This window comes from Winogradskyella arenosi, from assembly GCF_003337305.1.
Lineage (GTDB): Bacteria > Bacteroidota > Bacteroidia > Flavobacteriales > Flavobacteriaceae > Winogradskyella > Winogradskyella arenosi.
In genome coordinates this window covers 283,731-303,314 of the sequence record NZ_QPJO01000001.1, presented here as the reverse complement: position 1 = coordinate 303,314, position 19,584 = coordinate 283,731, and the positions used below count along the sequence as shown (strand labels likewise).

Genomic DNA, 19,584 nt, shown 5'->3' with positions numbered 1-19,584 from the left:
TTGTATTAATTTAGTCGCCCAACGCACTTGTTGTTGCGTTGACGTTCTATTTTTGAAAACATTCTTAACCTATAAATCCGTATTCCATGTCACATATTTTGAAATCTAGTTTTTACTGCATGTTGCTACTCACTTGTTTTTCAAGTTGTAAAAATGAGAATAAGTCTCCTATTGTAGAGGAAACGCCGGAGTTAATTATAGAACAAGAACCTGCTTCTCCTATTGAAACCATAGAGAAAGCCTATAATAAAGATGAATTTTTGTCTAAGGCGGCAATACAGACCGATATTGTAATTAATTTTGGAGGTCAGGAACGTTTAAATGCAACGATGACTTATTTAACCAATTCTACACAGGGGAAAATCGCCTTAAATGATGGAACGTTTATTTATTATCAAGATGATAAGGTGTTTCACTCTCCAGATTTAGTCAATGAGAAAGCCGTGCGTTTTGATGCTTATACTTGGATGTACTTTTTGTTATTTCCGAATAAATTAAGTGATGATGGAACTATTTGGTCGGATGTAGAATCTTTAAAACTTCAAGATAAAATCTATAATGCTCAAACGCTTACGTTTGAAGCCAATACAGGAGATGCTCCAGATGATTGGTACGTAGTTTATAGCGACCCTAAAACACATATGATTGATTATGTAGGCTATATTGTAACGGTTAATAAATCTAAAGAAGCTGCTGAGTCTGATCCGCATGCCATTGGCTATTCAGATTACAAAACTATCGATGGGGTGCCAGTCGCGCACCAATGGGAGTTTTATGAGTGGACGAAAGCCGGAGGTATTGGTAAAGTTATCGGTGATGCGACCTTAAGCAATGTAAAGTTTGTAACGCTCGATGAAGAGACGTTTAAAGTTCCAGAAAATTTTATTGAGAAATAAGCATCTAATAATCTCTAGTATAGCGCCATGCTGCACTTTTCAAAGTGTTTCGTTGGTTAGTGTGGTAAAACTATGGTGTAAAGCCGAGATGTTTTTTTTGCTTCTATTTAAATAGGAATGTTGTATTTCTACGCGGTGATACATCAAGTTTCAACCTGAAACATGTGGCTTTATTTAGAAGTAGCCAATAAAATAAGCTTTAGGATTAGTCCTGAATTTTTCGCGATAAAAGGTTGTTTTTTCTGAAGTGGTTAAAGCATGGCTATGCCTTATTCAGGCTTTAACTTGTAACTTTATGAGGTGAGGTTTTAATGGCAGCCACAGCCATCGTCACCACCACAAGCTTTTGTCGATTTTTTCTTCATCGGTAATACATACTTCTTAACAAGAAATAGTACCGCTGCGCCTACGGCGATATAAACGAGGATATTTTGAATAATAGTGTTCATAGAAGACTTTTAAATAACGTTTAAGACAAAGGACTTAAATTCTGTAAGCCGTTATCTCTAAATTAAGACTTGGTAAGCCACTAAAGCTACAAGATACGCAAAACCACTCATAATAACTAATTGATAGAGCGGCCATTTCCAAGAATTGGTCTCTTTTTTAACAATGGCTAAGGTACTCATACATTGCATAGCAAAGGCGTAAAACAACAATAAGGAGATTCCGGAAGCAAAATTAAACAAGGGTCCACCCAATATAGGATTAACCTCTCCGGCCATTCGGTTTTTAATGGTTTCTTCTTCATCACTCCCTACACTATAGATCGTGGCTAGGGTTCCCACAAAGACTTCACGAGCTGCAAAAGAGCTAACAATAGCAATTCCAATTTTCCAATCGTAACCCAAAGGTCTAATGGCAGGTTCTATAGCATGACCCGCAATACCTATATAAGAATGTTCTAGTTTTTGAGATTCTATTTTTTGGTTGAGCTCGTCTTCACTTAAGTTCTGTGAGGCGTATTTTTCAGTAACAATATTTTCAGCATTATTAAAATTATCACCAGGACCGTAAGAGGCTAAAAACCAAAGTACAATGGAAATCGCTAAGATTATTTTACCTGCACCAAAGACAAAGGCTTTTGTTTTTTCTAAAACGGTTAATGCCACGTTTTTAAGTAAAGGAAGTTTATAATTAGGCATTTCTACCACAAAGAAACTTTTACTCTTTTGGCCCATAATTTTATGGAGGATCCAAGCCGAGCCTACTGCGGCGCCGAAACCAATAAGGTACAGCAGCATTAAGGTTAAAGCCTGATAGCTTAGGCCTAACACACGGCCTTCAGGAATCACTAAGGCAATGATTATTAAATAAACAGGCAGTCTTGCCGAACAGGTGGTGAACGGTGTCACTAATATGGTAATTAAACGTTCTTTCCAGCTTTCAATGTTACGAGTGGCCATAATAGCAGGAATCGCACAAGCCGTCCCTGAGATTAAAGGCACAACACTTTTTCCGCTTAATCCAAAACGTCGCATTATACGGTCCATTAAGAAGACCACACGACTCATATATCCACTTTCTTCAAGGATAGAGATGAATAAAAACAAGAATGCAATTTGTGGAATAAAAATAACTATACCTCCAAGACCCGATATAATTCCCTCTGCAAGTAGGTTGGTAAAGGCGCCTTCTGGGAGAGTCACTTTTACCCATTCGCTTAAGGCAGCAAATGAGCTATCAATGAAATCCATAGGAACACTAGACCAATCGTAAATTGCTTGAAAAATAGTGAGTAGGATAACAGCAAAAATTAAATAGCCCCAAACTTTATGCGTTAAAATTCGATCTAATTTGATTCTTAAGTCCTTTGCTGATTTAAGGTCAATGGTTTGTCCTTTTTTTAAGGTTTCATTTATAAATTGATACCGCTTAATGGTTTCCTTTTGCTGTAAACGCTTTAAGTCGGCTTTAGATTTGGTTTTAAAATCTTCAACCGCATCATAAGTCTTTCGGTCGGTTTTTCCGAAGTTAACGTCTTGGGTAATCACCAACCAAAGTTTGTATAATAATTGGTTAGGGAAGGCTTTTCTTAAGTTATTGAAATAAGAAGTATCAATTTCAGAAGCATTTAGACAAGGCTCTGCCGAAATTTCTTTGTAATGGGTAAGCAGTTCTTTTAATTCTGAGATCCCTTTATTTTTTCGGGTGCTAATTAAGGCAATTTTAGTTTTAAGTTCTTTTTCTAGGTAAGCAATGTCTAGGGTGATGCCTTTATAGGCCATACGGTCTGACATGTTTATCACTAAAATGGTTGGAATTTCTAAATCCTTAATTTGTGTAAATAGTAAAAGATTTCGTTTAAGGTTTTCTACATCACTGACCACCACAGCTAAATCAGGATAGTCTTTACCATTTTTGTTAAGAAGCAATTCAATCACCACATTTTCATCTAAGGACGATGCATTTAGGCTATACGTTCCTGGTAAATCAATGATATGGGCTTTGACGCCGCGAGGTAGTTTGCAAATACCTTCCTTTTTTTCAACCGTAATACCAGGATAATTTCCAACCTTCTGATTTAAACCTGTTAGGGCATTAAAAACAGAGGTTTTTCCAGTATTAGGGTTACCTATTAAAGCGACGTTAATTTGCTTACTCATGCACGGTTTCAATTATAATATGAATAGCGGTTTCTTTTCTAATAGCTAAGTGAGAGCCATTGATGTTAAGGTACATCGGATCTGCAAATGGTGCCACTTGCACAAGTTCTACCGAATTACCTGGTAAACAGCCCATTTCTAGGAGTTTTAAAGGAATATGAATAGAAGACACATCAGTGATGATGGCTTGTTGTCCGCGTTTTAATTCTGCTAATGTCAACCTTGGCTTATTTAGAATAGTTTTAAAGAAGCAAAAATAAGAGAATTTTATTAGTGTAAGAAGCGTGATAGGGAATATTTAACGGCTTTGTTGTTTTCTAAGAGGACTCAAAATAGCGCAGCGTTTCAATATCTTCTAAAAGACGGTCTATATCTTCAGGATTTGTGCCGTCGTAAAAGCCTCTAATTTGACGTTTTTTATCAATAAGCATAAAGTTCTCTGTATGAATCATATCATATTCATCGCCATTACCATCAGTCTTTACGGCTAAGTAACTTTTTCTTGCTAGTTCATAAATTTGCTTCTTATCTCCTGTAACAAGGTTCCATTTTTTATCGTCCACGCCTTTTTCTAACGCGTATTTTTTAAGCTGAGCCACACTATCAATCTTTGGCGTTACGGAGTGCGAGAGTAACATCACATCTTTATAATCGCTAATAGCGTTTTGCACCCTAACCATATTTTTGGTCATAATAGGACAAATGGTAGGGCAGGTGGTGAAGAAAAAATCCGCCACATAGATTTTATCTTTATAATTGTCTTGGGTAATGGTTTCTCCGTTTTGATTGGTTAAACTAAAATCTGCAATAGTATGGTATTTTAACTGATGCTGAATGCTGCTGTCTACTAATTCCTCGCTCACCATTCCGGGTTGATAAATAGGAAGGTGTTGTTTTACATTTAAAATATTGTAGATAATTGCGAGGATAAGCAGTGATAGTATAGAAAAAAAGATACCAAACTTTTTATAATCTTTAAAAAAGGAAAGAAATGACATGCTATGGGTATTAAGAGGTATGAAGTACAAAAATACAATGGTATCTCAAGAAAAACCTTATTTTTAACATTAAAAACTGCTGTTATGAAACCATTTATATGCGCCGTTATTGGTTTGTTAACCTTACAAATTGCTGCGCAAGATTTTCAGAAAACCTTAGAAGAGGTGCGAGCTTCTGAAGCCAAATCCGCAATGCAACAAATGATGAATTCTCAAAATGCCAACACAGGAAATTACGATGTAAAATACCATCGTTTAGAACTAAATGTAGATCCTTCAGAGGCTTCTATTTCTGGGGCCATCACCACCTATTTTGAGGCTAAAGAAGATATGACGGAAATTACCTTTGATTTGGTGGATAATATGTTGGTGTCTCAGGTTGTACAACGCGGTGTTACGTTGAGCTATGCTCAAAATTCTAATGACGAGTTGGTTATTACGCTACCAATTGTACAAAGCCAAGGCGTGTTAGATTCTTTAACGGTGAGTTATGCGGGAGATCCTGTTAGTTCTGGTTTTGATTCTTTTGAGCAAACCACCCATAACGGAGATCCTATTATTTGGACGCTTTCCGAGCCTTATGGTGCTAAAGGATGGTGGCCTTGTAAGCAAGATTTAATCGATAAGATAGATTCAATAGATGTTCATATTACCACTCCGGCCTATAATCCTTCTAATGAGAGTTATATTGCGGTGTCAAATGGTTTAGAGCAAAGTCAGACTTTGATAGGCGCTGAAAAAGTGACGCATTTTAAGCATCGTCATCCTATTCCGGCGTATTTAATTGCCTTGGCGGTGACCAACTATGAGGTATACGCCCATGAAGTGGCCAACGGAGGAGCGCCTTTCGACATTGTTAATTATGTGTATCCCGAAAACTTAGCCAGTGCGCAAGTAAGTACTGCGGTTACGGTAGATATTATGAACTTTTTTACGGAGCGTTTTGAACCTTATCCTTTTGCGGATGAAAAATATGGCCATGCCCAATTTGGCTGGGGCGGCGGTATGGAGCATACTACGGTTTCTTTTATGGGATCGTTTAGTCGAGGACTTATTGCGCATGAATTAGCGCATCAATGGTTTGGAAATAAAATTACCTGTGGTAGTTGGAAAGATATTTGGTTAAATGAAGGCTTTGCAACTTATTTATCCGGACTCGTTATTGAAGACCTTGATGGTGACGCTAGTTTTAAAACCTGGAGACAGCAAACCATTAATAGTATTACCTCCCAACCCAATGGTGCGGTTTATTTAACGGACCAAGATACCTTAAGTATAAGCCGAATTTTTAGCAGTCGCTTAAGTTATAACAAAGGAGCTATGGTATTGCACCAACTGCGTAGGCATTTAGGGGATGTTGCGTTTTATCAAGGTTTACAAGATTATTTAGTAGCACCAGATTTAGCGTTTGATTATGCAAAAACAGAAGATTTTATTGGCGTGATGGAAACTTCAACAGGGCAAGACTTAGACGGTTTTTTTCAAGATTGGATTTATAATGAGGGGTATCCGAGCTATCAAGTTAATTGGAATCAAAATGGAAATGCCTTATCCGTAACCTTGGGTCAAACCCAAAGTGATAGCTCTGTAGATTTCTTTGAAGCTAAAGTACCGATTAGAGTTTTGGGCGAAGGCGGGGAAATTTTAGACCTTGTATTAAACCATCAAAGTAATAATGAAACTTTTATTGAAACTGTAGATTTTGAAATTTCAGAATTGCTGTTTGATCCGGATTACCATTTAATTTCTAAACAGAATAGTGTAACCTTAGGAACTGAAGATTTTATACGAAACACCGTTATAACCTTATATCCTAACCCTTCAAGTTCCGAAGTGTATGTACAAAAACCAGATGAGGTAGTGGTGCATCAAATTTCAATTTATAACCAATTGGGGCAGTTATTGCAGGTTCAAGATTGGGCTTCGGAAATAGATATTTCAGGGATTGCTCCCGGGCTATTGTTTATACAGTTTGAAACAGAAACCCAAATCATTAACAAAAGAATTGTAAAAAAATAAAGCAGGCTGAATTTTAATCGATTGTCTTGGGCGCTGTCCCTTCGCATGTCATATAAAATCCTTACTTTTGCAAATCGAAATTTGAAAAATAATACATGGACTTTATTATAAAAATATCTCAATTTTTACTGAGTTTATCTTTACTAATTGTATTGCACGAGTTAGGACACTTTGTGCCAGCAAAACTTTTTAAAACTAAGGTTGAAAAATTTTACCTCTTTTTTGATGTGAAATTCTCACTTTTCAAGAAGAAAATCGGCGATACGGTTTACGGTATCGGATGGTTGCCTTTAGGAGGTTATGTTAAAATTGCAGGGATGATTGATGAGAGCATGGATAAGGAGCAAATGGCCTTACCACCACAACCGTGGGAGTTCCGCTCTAAGCCGGCTTGGCAACGTCTTATTATAATGTTAGGAGGGGTTACTGTGAATTTTATCCTCGCTTATGTTATTTATGTTGCTGTTTCATTTGCTTATGGCGATTCTGATGTAAAAGTAGACAGTCTAAAAGATGGATACTGGATTGATAACCCAACCTTATTAGAGATTGGTTTTAAAACCGGAGATAAAATCTTAAGTATTAATGATACGCCTGTTGTTAATGATTCTGATATTGGGTTTAATCTTATTAGTGCAGAAACCATTACTATAGAACGTAACGGAGAACAGAAGGTGATGACCTTACCTGAAGACTTTTTAGGGCAATACTCAGCAAGTAAGAGTAAGCTTAATTTTGAGTATCGTGTGCCCTTTATGGTGGGTGAAGTTGCAGATTCGTCTTTAAATGCCAAGAAAGATTTAAAAATGGGTGATATCATTACAAGTATTAATGGTACCGAAATTAAATATTTTGATCAGGTTGAAAACTTTACGAAGGATTTAAAAAATGAAACGGTTACTGTTGAAGTTTTAAAACCAGATAATAGTGTTGTTAAAGAAGAGTTGGCACTCGATGAAGAAGGTAAATTTGGAATTCGTCCTTGGACTAACAATTTTAGTCGTTTTGATGAATTGGGTTATTTAGAAGTTACACGTAAGCAATATTCTTTTGGAGAAAGTTTTTCTGCCGGAGGACGTAAGTTTACAAAAACCATTACCAACTATTTTGATCAGTTAGCGGCGATCTTTAATCCGAGTACCGGAGCCTACAAAGGCTTAGGAGGTTTTAAAGCCATCTACGATCAATTTCCAAGTGCATGGAGCTGGCCTTACTTTTGGGGTCTTACCGCCTTTTTATCAATCATGTTAGCTATTTTAAACCTATTGCCTATTCCGGCTTTAGATGGTGGCCATGTGGTGTTTTTATTATATGAAATGATTTCAGGACGTAAGCCAAGCGAAAAGTTTTTAGAACGCGCACAAATGGTAGGGTTCTTTATTTTAATCGCTTTAGTGTTATTTGCCAATGGTAATGACATCTTTAAAGCGGTCACAAACTAAATTTTGAAATTTTTTTTAAAAAAATATCAAAAATGTTTTGTGGAAACGAAAATGCGTTATATATTTGCACTCGCAAACGCGAAAAAAATAACCTTCCTCTTTAGCTCAGTTGGTTAGAGCATCTGACTGTTAATCAGAGGGTCCTTAGTTCGAGCCTAAGAAGAGGAGCTTATTTAAATCAAAAGCCTTTACAGAAATGTAGAGGCTTTTTTGTGTTTATATACCTCGGTTGTTTTTATGTAAAAGTAAGTTTGCCGTGCGTATGTACACGCTAGGTAATAGCCTAAACTGGCTATGGACTTAGAATTGCTTTATCTGTTTTTCTGTATCAGGATAGTTTCCCATTAAGGTCAATGCTATCGTTGACCAATCATAGCTAAGTGCATGTTCTTTTAAGGCTGTAAAACTGTTTGATAACATTAATAGTGAAGAAAGTGAAGGCTTTCTAGCCTTTTAGGAGATGTTTTTTTTATTCAGTAATGAAATTAAAATTTACAAAGGTGTATTTATCTCCTCTTTTTATTGTCATTTGTGAGTTGTCCTTTAGCAAGGCTGTATTTTCAGCAACTTCTTTTTTAATTTCTTCTTCACTTAACGGAGTTACATCTTCATTGCAGAAAATAATACTCTCTGCATAAATCCCGCTCCAATACCACTTTTGGTAAACGACATCATAATGTTCTACTTTAGTTGCAAAGCTTAAAATAATTTGTGTGTCTTCATCTACGGGTAAATCTTTAAATTTTTCGTTCATAATTTTATTTGTTGTGTTTTCGTTTTTCATTTATATAATTAGATTTAAGTTGTTATTTTTCATTTAGAACATTTAAAACCTCTTCTAAAGTGACAAATTCTTTTACTTCATCTGTTTTTCCTACCGATTTCATGGTGTTTTTGGCTTGTTCAATATCCGCTTCTAAAAAGCTTATAAAGGTCATTTCATAAAGGCAAAAAGCAATAATATCTAGTTCCGAGTAGGTGTTGAGACTATCTTTAGAAACAGCCATACCAAGCCAATCGCTCCAAGGACAAAATTCTAAAGCTTGGGGGTATTTCTCTTCTTCTGTTTTAGGTTGGTTATGAAGTCCCGAAACGTCTATAAATTCCTCGTCGTCATCAATTTCTTTAGAGATAATGAGAGTAAAATCGGACTGTTGGGGTTTCATCTTCCCTAATTCTTCATACACTAACTTGTAATCTAGAAGATTTGCTTTACTTTTTGGGTATAATTCCAGAAGTTTTACCGAGACCTTTGGCCATGCATTGGTTTTTATAAGTTGATGTAGAGTCATAGGCGCTTTAATAAGGTTTTTAGCAGGCGAGGTTTACATAATAATACATGGCCTGCATTGTTGTTCTGTTTAATTGTGTTGCTCAAGGCTTAAGCTAGATTTTTTAAATAGGACACTACAGCTTTCCAATCCTTAAATCCCTTGTCTTCGGCGCAAAAGTGAATATGTTTGCCTTTAAAATCTCCAGCGCCATTTGCGGTACGGTCATCAATAAGGAAGTCTCCATGCGCTAACTGTTTGTTGTGCGATAGTATGAGTCTTTTTTCGGCCACTTCTGGGAGGTGTTTTTGTACCCATAAGAGTTTATCGGTCCATGCGGAAGGATTTTTCCAAGGTGCTGTAGATAAGATGTAGGTATCAAAGTTTTTAGCCAGCCATTGGTAGCCTTCAATAGCGCCTTCGTACGGGTCCATTAGAGAAAATATACCAGGTACATTGTCTAAATCATTTTTATACTGCTCTTTTTCTTCTTCTGAAATTCTATCAATTCCTGATTGAAAATTCACCAAAACGTTATCCATATCCACAAATACAATTTGTTTGGCTTTCTTCCTTTTAAGCTCAAGGAGTTCTTTATAGTTTTTGGAGTGTCTTACCACTTCTTCACAGAACAGCTGAGAGCTGTCGTCGGTTGGAAAACCATCGTCATTAATGGGGCCAACGCCAAAAGCGGCTCTTTTTTTATTAACGCGGTCTGTATAGGCATCTGACATGGGGTTGCCGTCATCAGAAATTTCACGCATCATAAAATCCCACTCTTCTCCAAATAAGGCTGACTTTAAAGCCTGTACTTGTTCTGAAAAGCTTGTTTGTTCGGTTTGAATCTTTTTTAATTGTTTTAATTCATAATCTGTAAGGTGGTTTTTGTAGGTTTTTAAAATTTTTCCAATAGTAAGTGTAGTCATATATTTAGGTTTAAGGTTAGTCCAATTTTAGCGTTGTAGTAATTCTCCTATAAGATAATGAATTCTGAAAATTAAAACTAATCGATTCAATTAAATTTTTTTTGGATTTTGGTTTCGAAAGAAAAAGCTTCTATCACAACCCTTTTGTAGACTTGCAGGATTTTATTTTTAGCGTAAACTGAACTCTAAAGCCCCCTTTACGACTTTGCATAAGCATACACTAAGCATACACTAAGTATACAGTATCCATAGGGTAGGGATAGTGTTACTATAGGGATAAAAATTTCAAAATTGTGGTTTAATCCTATGTAGCGAAACACCAAGAGCGAGCTTTATCTAAATGTAAAGGCTTGGCACAAGGTTGCTCATTAAATGAAAACAATGGGCTTTAAGAAGGTGTAGGGTTGTAGGAGCTTGCTATTAGCTGGATTTAAGAAAAATAATCAATAAGTAATTTTTTCAGCTTGTCTTTATATAGGGGTTTGGTGAGGTAATCATTCATTCCAACATCAGCAGAGCGTTTAATGGCCTCTTTGGTCACATTAGCGGAGAGGCCAAATATGACAATATCTTTATTGGTTTTTCGGATGATTTTAGTGGCTTCGTAACCATTCATATTTGGCATATGAATATCCATTAAGACCAATTGATAGTTGTTATTTGTAACAGCTTCTAAAGCTTGTTTACCATCTTCTGCCGTATCTGGTGTAATACCCAACTGTTCTAAAATTTTAGTTAGCACGAGAATGTTAATTTTATTATCATCAACAATAAGAACATTAAGGGCTTTTAAGTTAATAGTTGCCAATTGGGCTTCGAGGTCTTCAGCTTTTAATTCTTTTGAAATTGTAAACGGAATGTCTACCGTAAACCGACTCCCAACTTGCAGTTTACTTTCTACGCTAATTTTACCGCCCATAAGTTCAACAAGGCTTTTGCTAATAAAGAGTCCAAGTCCACTTCCTGAATGTTTTTTCTTTAAGCCGTAATCTATTTGCGTAAAGCGTTCAAATATCCGTGTTAAATTATCTTTAGGAATCCCAATACCACTGTCGTTTATGGTTAACTGTACTTGTAGGTTTTCGTTTTGGATATGTTCTTCATAGCTTACGGTTACACCTCCGGCTACGGTGAATTTTAACGCGTTTTTAATAAGGTTTATTAAAATCTGGTTGTATTTACCTTCATCACCAATTACTGTGGCATCGTGGCTTTGTATAATGTTTAACTTAAGGTAAAGGTCCTTTTCATTATAGATAGAGGTGTATTGACTTACAATGGCTTTTATTTCAGTAGATGGCTTAAAGGTAACGAGGTTGAGACTCGTTTCTCGCGATTCAATTTTATCAATATCTAAAACATCATCGACTAAGGCGAGGAGGTTTTTAGACGATTTGTCCATAAGATCTAGAAAGGTCTTATTACTGGCTTCGTTATCTGAATCTTGTAGCAATTGAATAAACCCTAATATGGCATTTAAAGGCGTGCGTATTTCATGGCTCATATTCGATAAAAACTCCGTCTTTGCCTTGGAAGCTTTTTCGGCCTTATTACGTTCTTTATTTAGTTTTTTATTGGCACGTTTTAATTTCTTATAACTAATACGGGTCCGTAAAGCTTCTTTTTTGGCTTTTAAATAGAAGAATATTAATAGACTCATTAAGGCAGAAAGGACCAAGCCAAAGTAGAGCATATTTAACAATGATGCGCTCTTATCCATAAGAAAATTAGGCGACACTGGTGTTATGGTCATCGACCATTGTTCATTATCGCGGTGGTCTATGGTAAAGTTGTTAAAATAATGAAAGTCTAAATTAGAGTTGTTCTTTAAAATTTCATTATAAGTGTAAAAAACAGCACCTTTGTTGTCTCTTATTTCAATAGCAAAGTCTTTTAAATTACTGATATAGGCATCTAAGTTTGTTTTAAAATCCATACCAGCAGTAATGGTGCCTTGAAAACGATTATTAAAATAGACGGGGACATCCACTAAAAACGAATTGCCCCCTTGCGTGAGTTTTGCCCATTGGGTAATGTTAGTGGTGCTATCTAAACGGTGTTTAATCCATTCGTCTTTTCGGTATTCTAATTTAGAAATATCTAAACCTACAACGGCCTCATTACCTTTTAATGGATTAACTTTTTTGATGATCATTAAACTATCAATCCATTCTATAAACTTAAACGACTTGTTTTGTTCTAAGATAGTTTCAGCATCATGTTCCCAATATTTAAAATAGTAGCCATCCGTAGTTTGCAGGCGGTCTTTAAGGTTTTCTAAGCGCTCAATGTCCGAATTTACAATACTGTAGAATTTATTGGTTAAAAGTTCTCCAAGAGTTTCTACTTGCTCTTTTAAGGCTAATTTTTGGGTGTTAATCGCTATACTCCAAATGGATAGAATAATAAGATTTAGGGCAAGGAATGATAGAATAGGGATACTATATTCCTTTTTTGTTATGATTGAAAACATTGATTTACAATATATTCATCAATATAAGCATAAAACGATGTAATACTATATAAATATTAGGGCTTATATTTTTTCTTTAATTGAGTAAGCATTTCCGAAGTCATCTTTTTAAGATCAAAATTATGCGACCAATTCCAATCTTTTCGAGCTACGGTATCATCAATAGAAGACGGCCAACTGTCTGCAATAGCTTGTCTAAAATCGGGCTTATAAGTCATGGTAAACTCAGGTATTTCTGCTTTAATGCTCTCAGCAATAGCGTCTGGGGTAAAGCTAATGGCTGCTAAATTGTAAGATGATCTAATGCTTAGTGCGTCTGTCGGAGCTTGCATGATATCTGTTGTTGCTTTAATGGCATCATCCATAAACATCATGGGAAGCTTTGTATTTTTAGATAAAAAACTTTCGTAAGTTCCATGCTTTATGGCCTCATGATAAATTTCAACGGCGTAATCTGTAGTCCCACCACCTGGCATGGCTTTATGGCTAATAATGCCTGGATAACGAATACTTCTCACATCTACATTGTACTTATCATGGTAATATTCGCACCAGCGTTCACCGACTTGTTTAGTAATTCCGTAAACGGTTGTAGGTTCGCAAATGGTATGTTGAGGTGTGTTTTCTCTTGGTGTTGTTGGTCCGAATACTGCAATACTACTTGGCCAAAAAATCTTTTTAATAAGTTTGGTTTTTGCTAAGTTTAAGACATGAAATAAAGAGTTCATGTTTAAGTCCCAAGCCTCCATAGGGTATTTCTCACCTGTTGCGCTTAATAAAGCCGCCATTAGATACACGGTATCAATCTTGTGGTTAATGCAGCAATCTTTAATGGCATTAAAATTTTTAGCATCTAAAATAACAAAAGGGCCCGCGTTAACCAGATCTAGGTTCCTTGTGTTAATATCACTTGCTATTACATTGTCAACCCCGTGGAGTTCTCTTAGTTTAGCCGTTAGCTCTGTTCCTATTTGCCCACAGGCACCAATGATGAGTATTTTTGAAGACATTTGTGCTATTTAAATTTTTGCAAAAGTAATAAGAATAAAGAGGCTGCAATATTAAATTTATAAGAAAATAAACGCTTTTATTTGAGAATTCCTTAACGTGGGATTGTGCCTAGGGTTTGTTATTAAAAATAGATTGTTTAGTATATTTACCGTAAAATTAAAAACGACTTATGAAATTGAGATATATCCTATTGTTTTTGAGTTTTATTGGGCTTTCTAGTTGTAATGAAGACGCAAAAAACGAGACTGTGGTACAAGAGGTGGCTGTAGAAACGACTTCCAAAAAAATTACGGCTAAAATGATTGAGTCTTTAGAATATAGAGATTTTGCTTTAAGTCCGGAAGCCGATCGTGCCATTGCTTCTTGGGGGGAGTACCATGAATTAGGGCGTCAGCTCGATTTTCTTAAAAGAGGTGATTTCTCCTTTTTTAATGGGGATAAAGCGGTGCTTAAAAAGTTTATTTTAGAGTTTAAAAATAAATTACCAGAGGCGTTTGAAACCAATCCTATAGAATCGCGTATTGCCGTGATTGAAACCGAGCTTTTACAGCTCAATGAAAATCTTACTTTAGATAATATTAAAAATACCACGCGTTTAGAGAGTATAAAAGGGCTTTTTATAGCTTTTTCTAATCTGAATGACATGATGAATAAGAAGCTTGAACGCGAAACCTACAATAAAATTTTGCCTGAGTAATGGCCTTTAATTTGAAGGATTTACACCAGGAAGTATGTGCAGATTTGCTCATCCGATCATGATATAGCCATAAAAAAAGGCAGCTCATTGAGCTGCCTTTTTTAGGTTAATAAGACTAGTGGTCTTAGTTTTTGTTTTGTGCTGCTGCTTGTTGTGCTTTTTGAGCCTCTAAAGCTTCTCTACTAATTTTTGCTAAATTAAAATTAGGGTCAATAGCTAAAGCATCGTTCATAAGTTTTAAAGCCGCATCGATATTCGCGGTTTTGTTTTCGTTGAACGTTAAAAGCCCTTTAAGGTAAAAAATTGCCGCTTTCATAGACGTTTCATAAGGCTTTTGGGTTTCGTAAAACGCACGTTTCATATCGTCTTTTACGTTTGATAGCGCGTAATTTAATTTCTCTTTAGCGCCAGCTAAATCACCGGTCTGAATGTTCATATCAGCGATTTCATAAGCTAAATACACATTAGGGTTTCTTTTATAAAGCACTTCAAAATGCTCTAAAGCCATCTTTGGTTGGTTTAGATTTTTTAGAGCTACGGCTTTAACTTCCACATTCATATCAGAATCGCTCTCATTTTTATCTACACCAATGGTGTTTAAAGCTTGCATATATTGCCCTTCAGAAAGGTAAATATAGGCTAAGGTATCCTTACGAGCTACAGAAGGTTCAATGACGTCAAGATGAGTCATAGCATTTATTACCCCTTGCTTATCGCCTTGAGCTTTCATTTGCTTGTAGTAGGCTTCGAAATGTTTTTTTAACTCGGTGTTGCTCTGAGCAAATGCACTTAAAGAAAATAGCATAAGCAGGCTTATTGTAATGGTCTTCATTTGTTTTAAGTTTGTTGTTCTTAGATGTATTAAAAATAATGGGTTAAATCTATGAAAATTAATAGGAATTGATCTTAAAAATCTATTAATTTCTAGGGCTCTACCAGAAACGAATAGTTTAATGCTTTGCGAGTTTCTGTACTTTTAACGTGTTTTCCTTTACTGTTTTGGTCGTGTATAAAGCTGGGAAGTGGAAGTTTATTGGCTTTACAATATGCCATATAGTAGGCTGCTTTTGTAGGGTGTTTAGGATAAACGGCATGGAAGGTTTGCCCCCAAAGACCCTGTTTAATTATAGCGGTAATAATGCCAATAACATCTGTTTTATGCACTAAATTAATAGGAGCTTCAGGATTTGTTAGGTTGGTTTTTCCGGAAAGAAATTGTCCGGGGTGCCGCTGCTCATCAACAAGACCGCCACAGCGTAAAATACTAGTTTTAAAATTTTTATTTTTCTGAAGTAACTGTTCTACAGCATGAAGCTGTTTACCACTTTCGCTTTGTGTGTTAGGTTTCGTATGTTCTGTAATAACAGGACATGAGGTCGCGTCTTCAAAGACACTTGTAGAGCTTATAAATAGCACATGATTTATAGCTTGTTTTTCAAGTTCAGGAATTAAAAGTTGAATTTCAGCCACATGATTTTTATGTGGGTTTTTTCTTAACCCTGGAGGGATATTAATGATGAGAGTATCACTTCCTTTTAAAAAGTCAGGATAAGAGGCACTTAGGGTGTGAGGCGTGAGTTCTAAACGATAAGGGATAATATTTTGCGCTCTAAGCTGCGCTAATTTTTTATCAGAGGTCGTAGAGCCTTTAATGGCACATCCGAGTTCTACCAAGGTTGTGGCTAAAGGGAGGCCAAGCCAACCGCAGCCCATAATGCTAATTTGAGTTTTCAATACTTGTCTATTCATTAATGGTTTTAAAGGTAGTTAATATTTCTATCTTATGAATTTGATTTTTATAAGTCATTAATTTTCAGTAACTTTATGTTTATCTCTAACAATTTAAACAACACTATTATGGGAATCAAAAGCTTTCAAGGGGCTCGTAAACAGCAGCAGGTTAACGAAGTTCGTACGTTACGCGTCAGGGATTATATGTCTACTAATTTAATTACGTTTAGGCCGGAGCAATCTGTGCAAGATGTTGTAGAGTCTCTAATTCAACACAAAATTTCTGGTGGTCCAGTGGTTAACGAACGCCAAGAGTTAATAGGTATTATTTCTGAAGGGGATTGCTTAAAACAATTGAGTGATAGCCGTTATTATAATATGCCTTTAGAACATGATACGGTGGCTAAGCGTATGATTGTAGATGTAGAAACCATTGATGGTAATATGGATGTTTTTGATGCTGCTAATAAGTTTTTACAATCGAAACGGCGTCGTTTCCCTATTGTTGAAAATGGAAAACTCGTTGGGCAAATTAGCCAAAAAGATATTTTAGTTGCCGCCTTGCAACTTAAAGGTGAAAACTGGAATAATAGTATTAAGAAGAGTTATTAATCGTCGCGTTTTACCAAGGCGTAATAATCACCTTCTAAAGGAAGGTATCCTTGATCGTAGACAAAATAATAGATGGTACCTGCCTTGGTGGTATAGAGGCTTGTAAAATAATTAAAATCGAAGCCTTTTTCTATAAGTTTGGCTCTAGAGCATTTCATCTTTTTATTTGGATTTAGGGCCTCTAGAATTCTGTAATTTTTTCTTAAGCGATTATTGGTATTCCTAATAAGATTTTTAGAGTCTTTGTTGAGACGATTGTTCTGCGAATTCCTACAGCCGTCGCTGCAGTATTTTTTATCAATTCTGCCGACAATAACATCACCACATTCCGGACATTTTCTTCGCATGTTGTAAAATTAAGTGTTTACAATATACTAATAAAATGCTTATAAACCATTGGCAATGATTAAGGTATTGGTGTTGTTTACTTTTTTATAAACTTGAACTTGGTAAACTTTCGTTTTTAGGAACTGGACCAAGTCGTCAATTTTAGAGGCGTTTTTAGCCTGTACGGAAGCGTTAAAAAGAATACAACCTTTAGACGATTTGGAGGCTAAAATCTGTGTCCAAAACGTTTCACTTAAAAATTTATCGGGAACCGATAAATCAATATAAAGATCCACAATAATTAAGTCGAATGCTTTTGAATTTGCTGTTATAAATTCAAAAGCATCTGTACAATGTATTTTAAGATTTTTGTTTTCGGTAATACCAAATTCATGTTTAGCAATCTCTACAATAACAGGGTCAATTTCTACGGCCTCAATAGGGCTAAGGTAGTTAAAATCGTCTCTTAAAGTTTTTATCACGCTGCCGCCTCCCATACCCAAAATAAGTACAGAGTGCACATCTGAAAGATTTAATTTTTGAAGTCCAATTTTTAAAATGCGCTGTAAAGAGCCATAACTATAATTGGCATTTTTAGAATTCAGATGTTTTTTGCCATTATACCAGGTAATTTCTAAATCACCACTGTAAGCAGAAGAAATTGTTTTTGTAACCGGGTAAATATAGCTTAGCATGCGTTTCATAGAGCTGCTAAAGGTAAGGCTTATTCTACTTGCTCTTTGTTTTTTGACTTATTGTATTTTGTGTAGCTGATATTTTTCTTGTCTAAGATGGCATAGAAGCGTCGTGATGAAATTTTTAAATCTCTATTAATTTCACTGACTTTTTTCTTTCCCTTTTTATATAAGGTTAAGTTCTCGTTGACTTTTTTGTTGAAATAATAGTCTTTTAATTTTTCAACAACTTCTAATTCGGTGAGTTTCGATTGGCTTGCGTAGCTTTCTACTTCTTTTCTGACATTAATTAAATTTGTTTTCATATAGGGGTTTTTAATGGATTAGCATTTTGGGTAGGGGATGCTATTGTATTTACGAAATTATAAAATAATTCTTAATTAAACCAAAATGACCGTAAAGGAACCTTTTTTCAGGATGAACTCCGCAAAAAGCCTATTTTTAAGGTTATTTTCACTTAAATATTGTTTTTTTCTTACCTTAAAAAGCTAGAAATGAAATATTTTAGAGGTTTTTTTAATTCTCTATGCGATTTTCAATCTTCGGATTTAATTGCTTTAAGTAGGCGGCAAATTCCGATTTGTTTTTAGGAGACAAAATGATCTCATCAAACTTACCATATCTAATTTCTATACGATCAAAAGATGCTGCAGGTGAACTTATAATATTTGAAGATTTAGCCATAGAGGTAATGCTTTTTATAGGAATAGGTTTATAACGGATAAACCCACATTTTATAATAAGGTGCTGTGGGGTTATTGTATAAGTGGTATTAAAAAATAGATAAACAATACACCCGTAAACTAAGCTTACCATGACAAACAGGCTACTGATATTTATAGTAATGCCATCGGTTATATATATTGGAATTAAAGACCCATAAAACACTAAAAATAGGATAACGAGTAAACCATAAGATATTTTACTGTAAAATGTTTTGCTTCTGGTCATAGGTTAGGTAACGGACGCATTAAAGGTTGTTTTAGCTTGGGCTATAAGGGTTAAAATTCTACACTGTCTGGATCTAAACCTGAAGCTCCTATAGTGTCTAAGGCATTAATAGCTTTGATCTCAGAATCAGAAATTTCAAAGTCAAAAACCTCAAAATTGGCTTTAATGCGGTGTGGTGTAACAGATTTAGGTAGTGGTACTACACCATTTTGTAAGGCCCAACGGATACAAATTTGAGCTTCTGATTTGTTGTGAGCTTCTGCAATTTCTTTTAATAAGGGGTGGTCTAAGACTTCACCTCGACCTAAAGGGCTCCAACCTGCTACCTGAATGTCATTAGTCTTGCAAAAGTTTACACATTCCGCTTGCATAAAACCGGGATGATATTCAATTTGGTTAACCATGGGTTTTATCGTGGCGTCTTCAAGCAAAGCTTCCAGGTGATGTGGCATAAAATTGCTTAAGCCTATTGCTTTTATTTTTTTGTCCTTGTAAAGCTTTTCCATGGCCTTCCACGTTTCAGTATTAAGGGCTTTCCAATTTTTAAATTGATGAGCGGCAGCAGGCCAATGAATTAAATAAAGGTCTAAATAATCGAGTTGTAAATCTTTTAAGGTCTTTTCAAAAGCCTTTATCGTGCTATCGTATCCGCGTTCTGAATTCCACAATTTACTGGTCACAAAAAGGTCTTTACGGTCAATACCAGAAGCTTTAATACCGTCTCCGACCCCCACTTCATTATCGTAAATGGCGGCCGCATCTATATGACGATAACCGGTGTCTACTGCTTCTTTTATCGATTGAATGGCCGTTTCTCCATCAGGAGTTTTCCAAGTTCCAAAGCCAATGGAGGGGATACTAATGCCGTTGTGTAATGTAAAATTGTTGGTCATAATTTTATGTAAGCTTTTATTATTTGTTTGATGGTA

General features: G+C 35.7%; 21 protein-coding genes and 1 tRNA gene. 6 read left to right on the top strand and 16 right to left on the bottom strand.

Annotated features, from left to right (window positions below):
• Positions 1-86: 86 nt before the first annotated feature.
• On the top strand, positions 87-896 hold the full coding sequence (locus DFQ08_RS01235) for a DUF6503 family protein (protein WP_147269426.1): 810 nt from the start codon (positions 87-89) through the stop codon (positions 894-896).
• 308 nt (positions 897-1,204) lie between these two features.
• Here DFQ08_RS01235 and DFQ08_RS01230 read toward each other — a convergent pair whose 3' ends face one another.
• The 4 genes from DFQ08_RS01230 to DFQ08_RS01215 form a co-directional block, all read right to left on the bottom strand.
• Positions 1,205-1,345, bottom strand: coding sequence for a FeoB-associated Cys-rich membrane protein (locus DFQ08_RS01230; protein WP_114307976.1), 141 nt, complete (start codon positions 1,343-1,345; stop codon positions 1,205-1,207).
• 57 nt (positions 1,346-1,402) lie between these two features.
• The gene (gene feoB, locus DFQ08_RS01225; protein ID WP_114307975.1) at positions 1,403-3,502 is read right to left on the bottom strand and encodes a ferrous iron transport protein B; all 2,100 of its coding nucleotides are present in this window, start codon (positions 3,500-3,502) and stop codon (positions 1,403-1,405) included.
• Positions 3,495-3,722, bottom strand: coding sequence for a FeoA family protein (locus tag DFQ08_RS01220; protein WP_181858342.1), 228 nt, complete (start codon positions 3,720-3,722; stop codon positions 3,495-3,497). The genes feoB and DFQ08_RS01220 overlap by 8 nt, the downstream gene beginning before the upstream one ends.
• Before the next feature lie 97 nt (positions 3,723-3,819).
• Positions 3,820-4,500, bottom strand: coding sequence for an SCO family protein (locus DFQ08_RS01215; protein ID WP_114307973.1), 681 nt, complete (start codon positions 4,498-4,500; stop codon positions 3,820-3,822).
• Between the two features lie 84 nt (positions 4,501-4,584).
• Between DFQ08_RS01215 and DFQ08_RS01210 the strand changes: the two genes are divergently transcribed.
• From DFQ08_RS01210 to DFQ08_RS01200, 3 genes are all read left to right on the top strand, one after another.
• Positions 4,585-6,519 (top strand): M1 family aminopeptidase, encoded by a 1,935-nt coding sequence (locus DFQ08_RS01210; RefSeq protein WP_114308643.1) that lies wholly within the window; start codon positions 4,585-4,587, stop codon positions 6,517-6,519.
• 95 nt (positions 6,520-6,614) lie between these two features.
• Positions 6,615-7,961: an RIP metalloprotease RseP gene (rseP, locus tag DFQ08_RS01205; RefSeq protein ID WP_114307972.1), complete on the top strand. Its 1,347-nt coding sequence runs from the start codon at positions 6,615-6,617 to the stop codon at positions 7,959-7,961.
• A gap of 94 nt (positions 7,962-8,055) precedes the next feature.
• Positions 8,056-8,129: transfer RNA gene (locus tag DFQ08_RS01200), tRNA-Asn, on the top strand.
• 301 nt (positions 8,130-8,430) lie between these two features.
• On the opposite strand, the gene DFQ08_RS01195 is transcribed toward DFQ08_RS01200, so the two are convergent.
• The 5 genes from DFQ08_RS01195 to DFQ08_RS01175 all read right to left on the bottom strand — a co-directional run bounded on the left by DFQ08_RS01195 (position 8,431) and on the right by DFQ08_RS01175 (position 13,641).
• Complete coding sequence (locus DFQ08_RS01195) at positions 8,431-8,745, bottom strand: hypothetical protein (protein ID WP_220235569.1); 315 nt, start codon at positions 8,743-8,745, stop codon at positions 8,431-8,433.
• A 22-nt stretch (positions 8,746-8,767) separates the two neighbouring features.
• Positions 8,768-9,253, bottom strand: coding sequence for a DUF6557 family protein (locus DFQ08_RS01190; RefSeq protein WP_114307971.1), 486 nt, complete (start codon positions 9,251-9,253; stop codon positions 8,768-8,770).
• Positions 9,254-9,342: 89 nt separating this feature from the next.
• Positions 9,343-10,158, bottom strand: coding sequence for a 5' nucleotidase, NT5C type (locus DFQ08_RS16290; RefSeq protein WP_245935344.1), 816 nt, complete (start codon positions 10,156-10,158; stop codon positions 9,343-9,345).
• Positions 10,159-10,588: 430 nt separating this feature from the next.
• Positions 10,589-12,631, bottom strand: a complete 2,043-nt coding sequence (locus tag DFQ08_RS01180) for a response regulator (RefSeq protein ID WP_114307970.1) — start codon at positions 12,629-12,631, stop codon at positions 10,589-10,591.
• A gap of 56 nt (positions 12,632-12,687) precedes the next feature.
• Positions 12,688-13,641, bottom strand: coding sequence for an NAD-dependent epimerase/dehydratase family protein (locus tag DFQ08_RS01175; protein ID WP_114307969.1), 954 nt, complete (start codon positions 13,639-13,641; stop codon positions 12,688-12,690).
• Between the two features lie 170 nt (positions 13,642-13,811).
• On the opposite strand from DFQ08_RS01175, the gene DFQ08_RS01170 reads away from it, so the two are divergent.
• A complete protein-coding gene (locus DFQ08_RS01170) occupies positions 13,812-14,339 on the top strand; it encodes a hypothetical protein (protein WP_114307968.1) in 528 nt (175 codons plus the stop codon).
• A gap of 124 nt (positions 14,340-14,463) precedes the next feature.
• Here the strand turns inward: DFQ08_RS01170 and DFQ08_RS01165 are convergent, their stop codons facing one another.
• A complete protein-coding gene (locus DFQ08_RS01165) occupies positions 14,464-15,171 on the bottom strand; it encodes a hypothetical protein (RefSeq protein WP_114307967.1) in 708 nt (235 codons plus the stop codon).
• 92 nt (positions 15,172-15,263) lie between these two features.
• The gene (locus DFQ08_RS01160; RefSeq protein ID WP_114307966.1) at positions 15,264-16,088 is read right to left on the bottom strand and encodes a Rossmann-fold NAD(P)-binding domain-containing protein; all 825 of its coding nucleotides are present in this window, start codon (positions 16,086-16,088) and stop codon (positions 15,264-15,266) included.
• 108 nt (positions 16,089-16,196) lie between these two features.
• Between DFQ08_RS01160 and DFQ08_RS01155 the strand changes: the two genes are divergently transcribed.
• Positions 16,197-16,682 carry a CBS domain-containing protein gene (locus DFQ08_RS01155; protein WP_114308640.1) on the top strand — a complete coding sequence of 162 codons (486 nt, stop codon included), beginning with the start codon at positions 16,197-16,199 and terminating at the stop codon, positions 16,680-16,682.
• On the opposite strand, the gene DFQ08_RS01150 is transcribed toward DFQ08_RS01155, so the two are convergent.
• From DFQ08_RS01150 to DFQ08_RS01130, 5 genes are all read right to left on the bottom strand, one after another.
• A complete protein-coding gene (locus tag DFQ08_RS01150; protein ID WP_114307965.1) occupies positions 16,679-17,029 on the bottom strand; it encodes a hypothetical protein in 351 nt (116 codons plus the stop codon). The genes DFQ08_RS01155 and DFQ08_RS01150 overlap by 4 nt on opposite strands.
• A 39-nt stretch (positions 17,030-17,068) precedes the next feature.
• Entirely contained in the window at positions 17,069-17,713 is a 645-nt protein-coding gene (locus DFQ08_RS01145) for a spermidine synthase (RefSeq protein ID WP_114307964.1), read from the bottom strand.
• Between the two features lie 20 nt (positions 17,714-17,733).
• Complete coding sequence (locus DFQ08_RS01140) at positions 17,734-18,009, bottom strand: hypothetical protein (RefSeq protein ID WP_114307963.1); 276 nt, start codon at positions 18,007-18,009, stop codon at positions 17,734-17,736.
• 211 nt (positions 18,010-18,220) lie between these two features.
• The gene (locus DFQ08_RS01135; protein ID WP_114307962.1) at positions 18,221-18,655 is read right to left on the bottom strand and encodes a PH domain-containing protein; all 435 of its coding nucleotides are present in this window, start codon (positions 18,653-18,655) and stop codon (positions 18,221-18,223) included.
• Positions 18,656-18,705: 50 nt separating this feature from the next.
• Complete coding sequence (locus tag DFQ08_RS01130; RefSeq protein ID WP_114307961.1) at positions 18,706-19,548, bottom strand: aldo/keto reductase; 843 nt, start codon at positions 19,546-19,548, stop codon at positions 18,706-18,708.
• Positions 19,549-19,584: the final 36 nt, after the last annotated feature.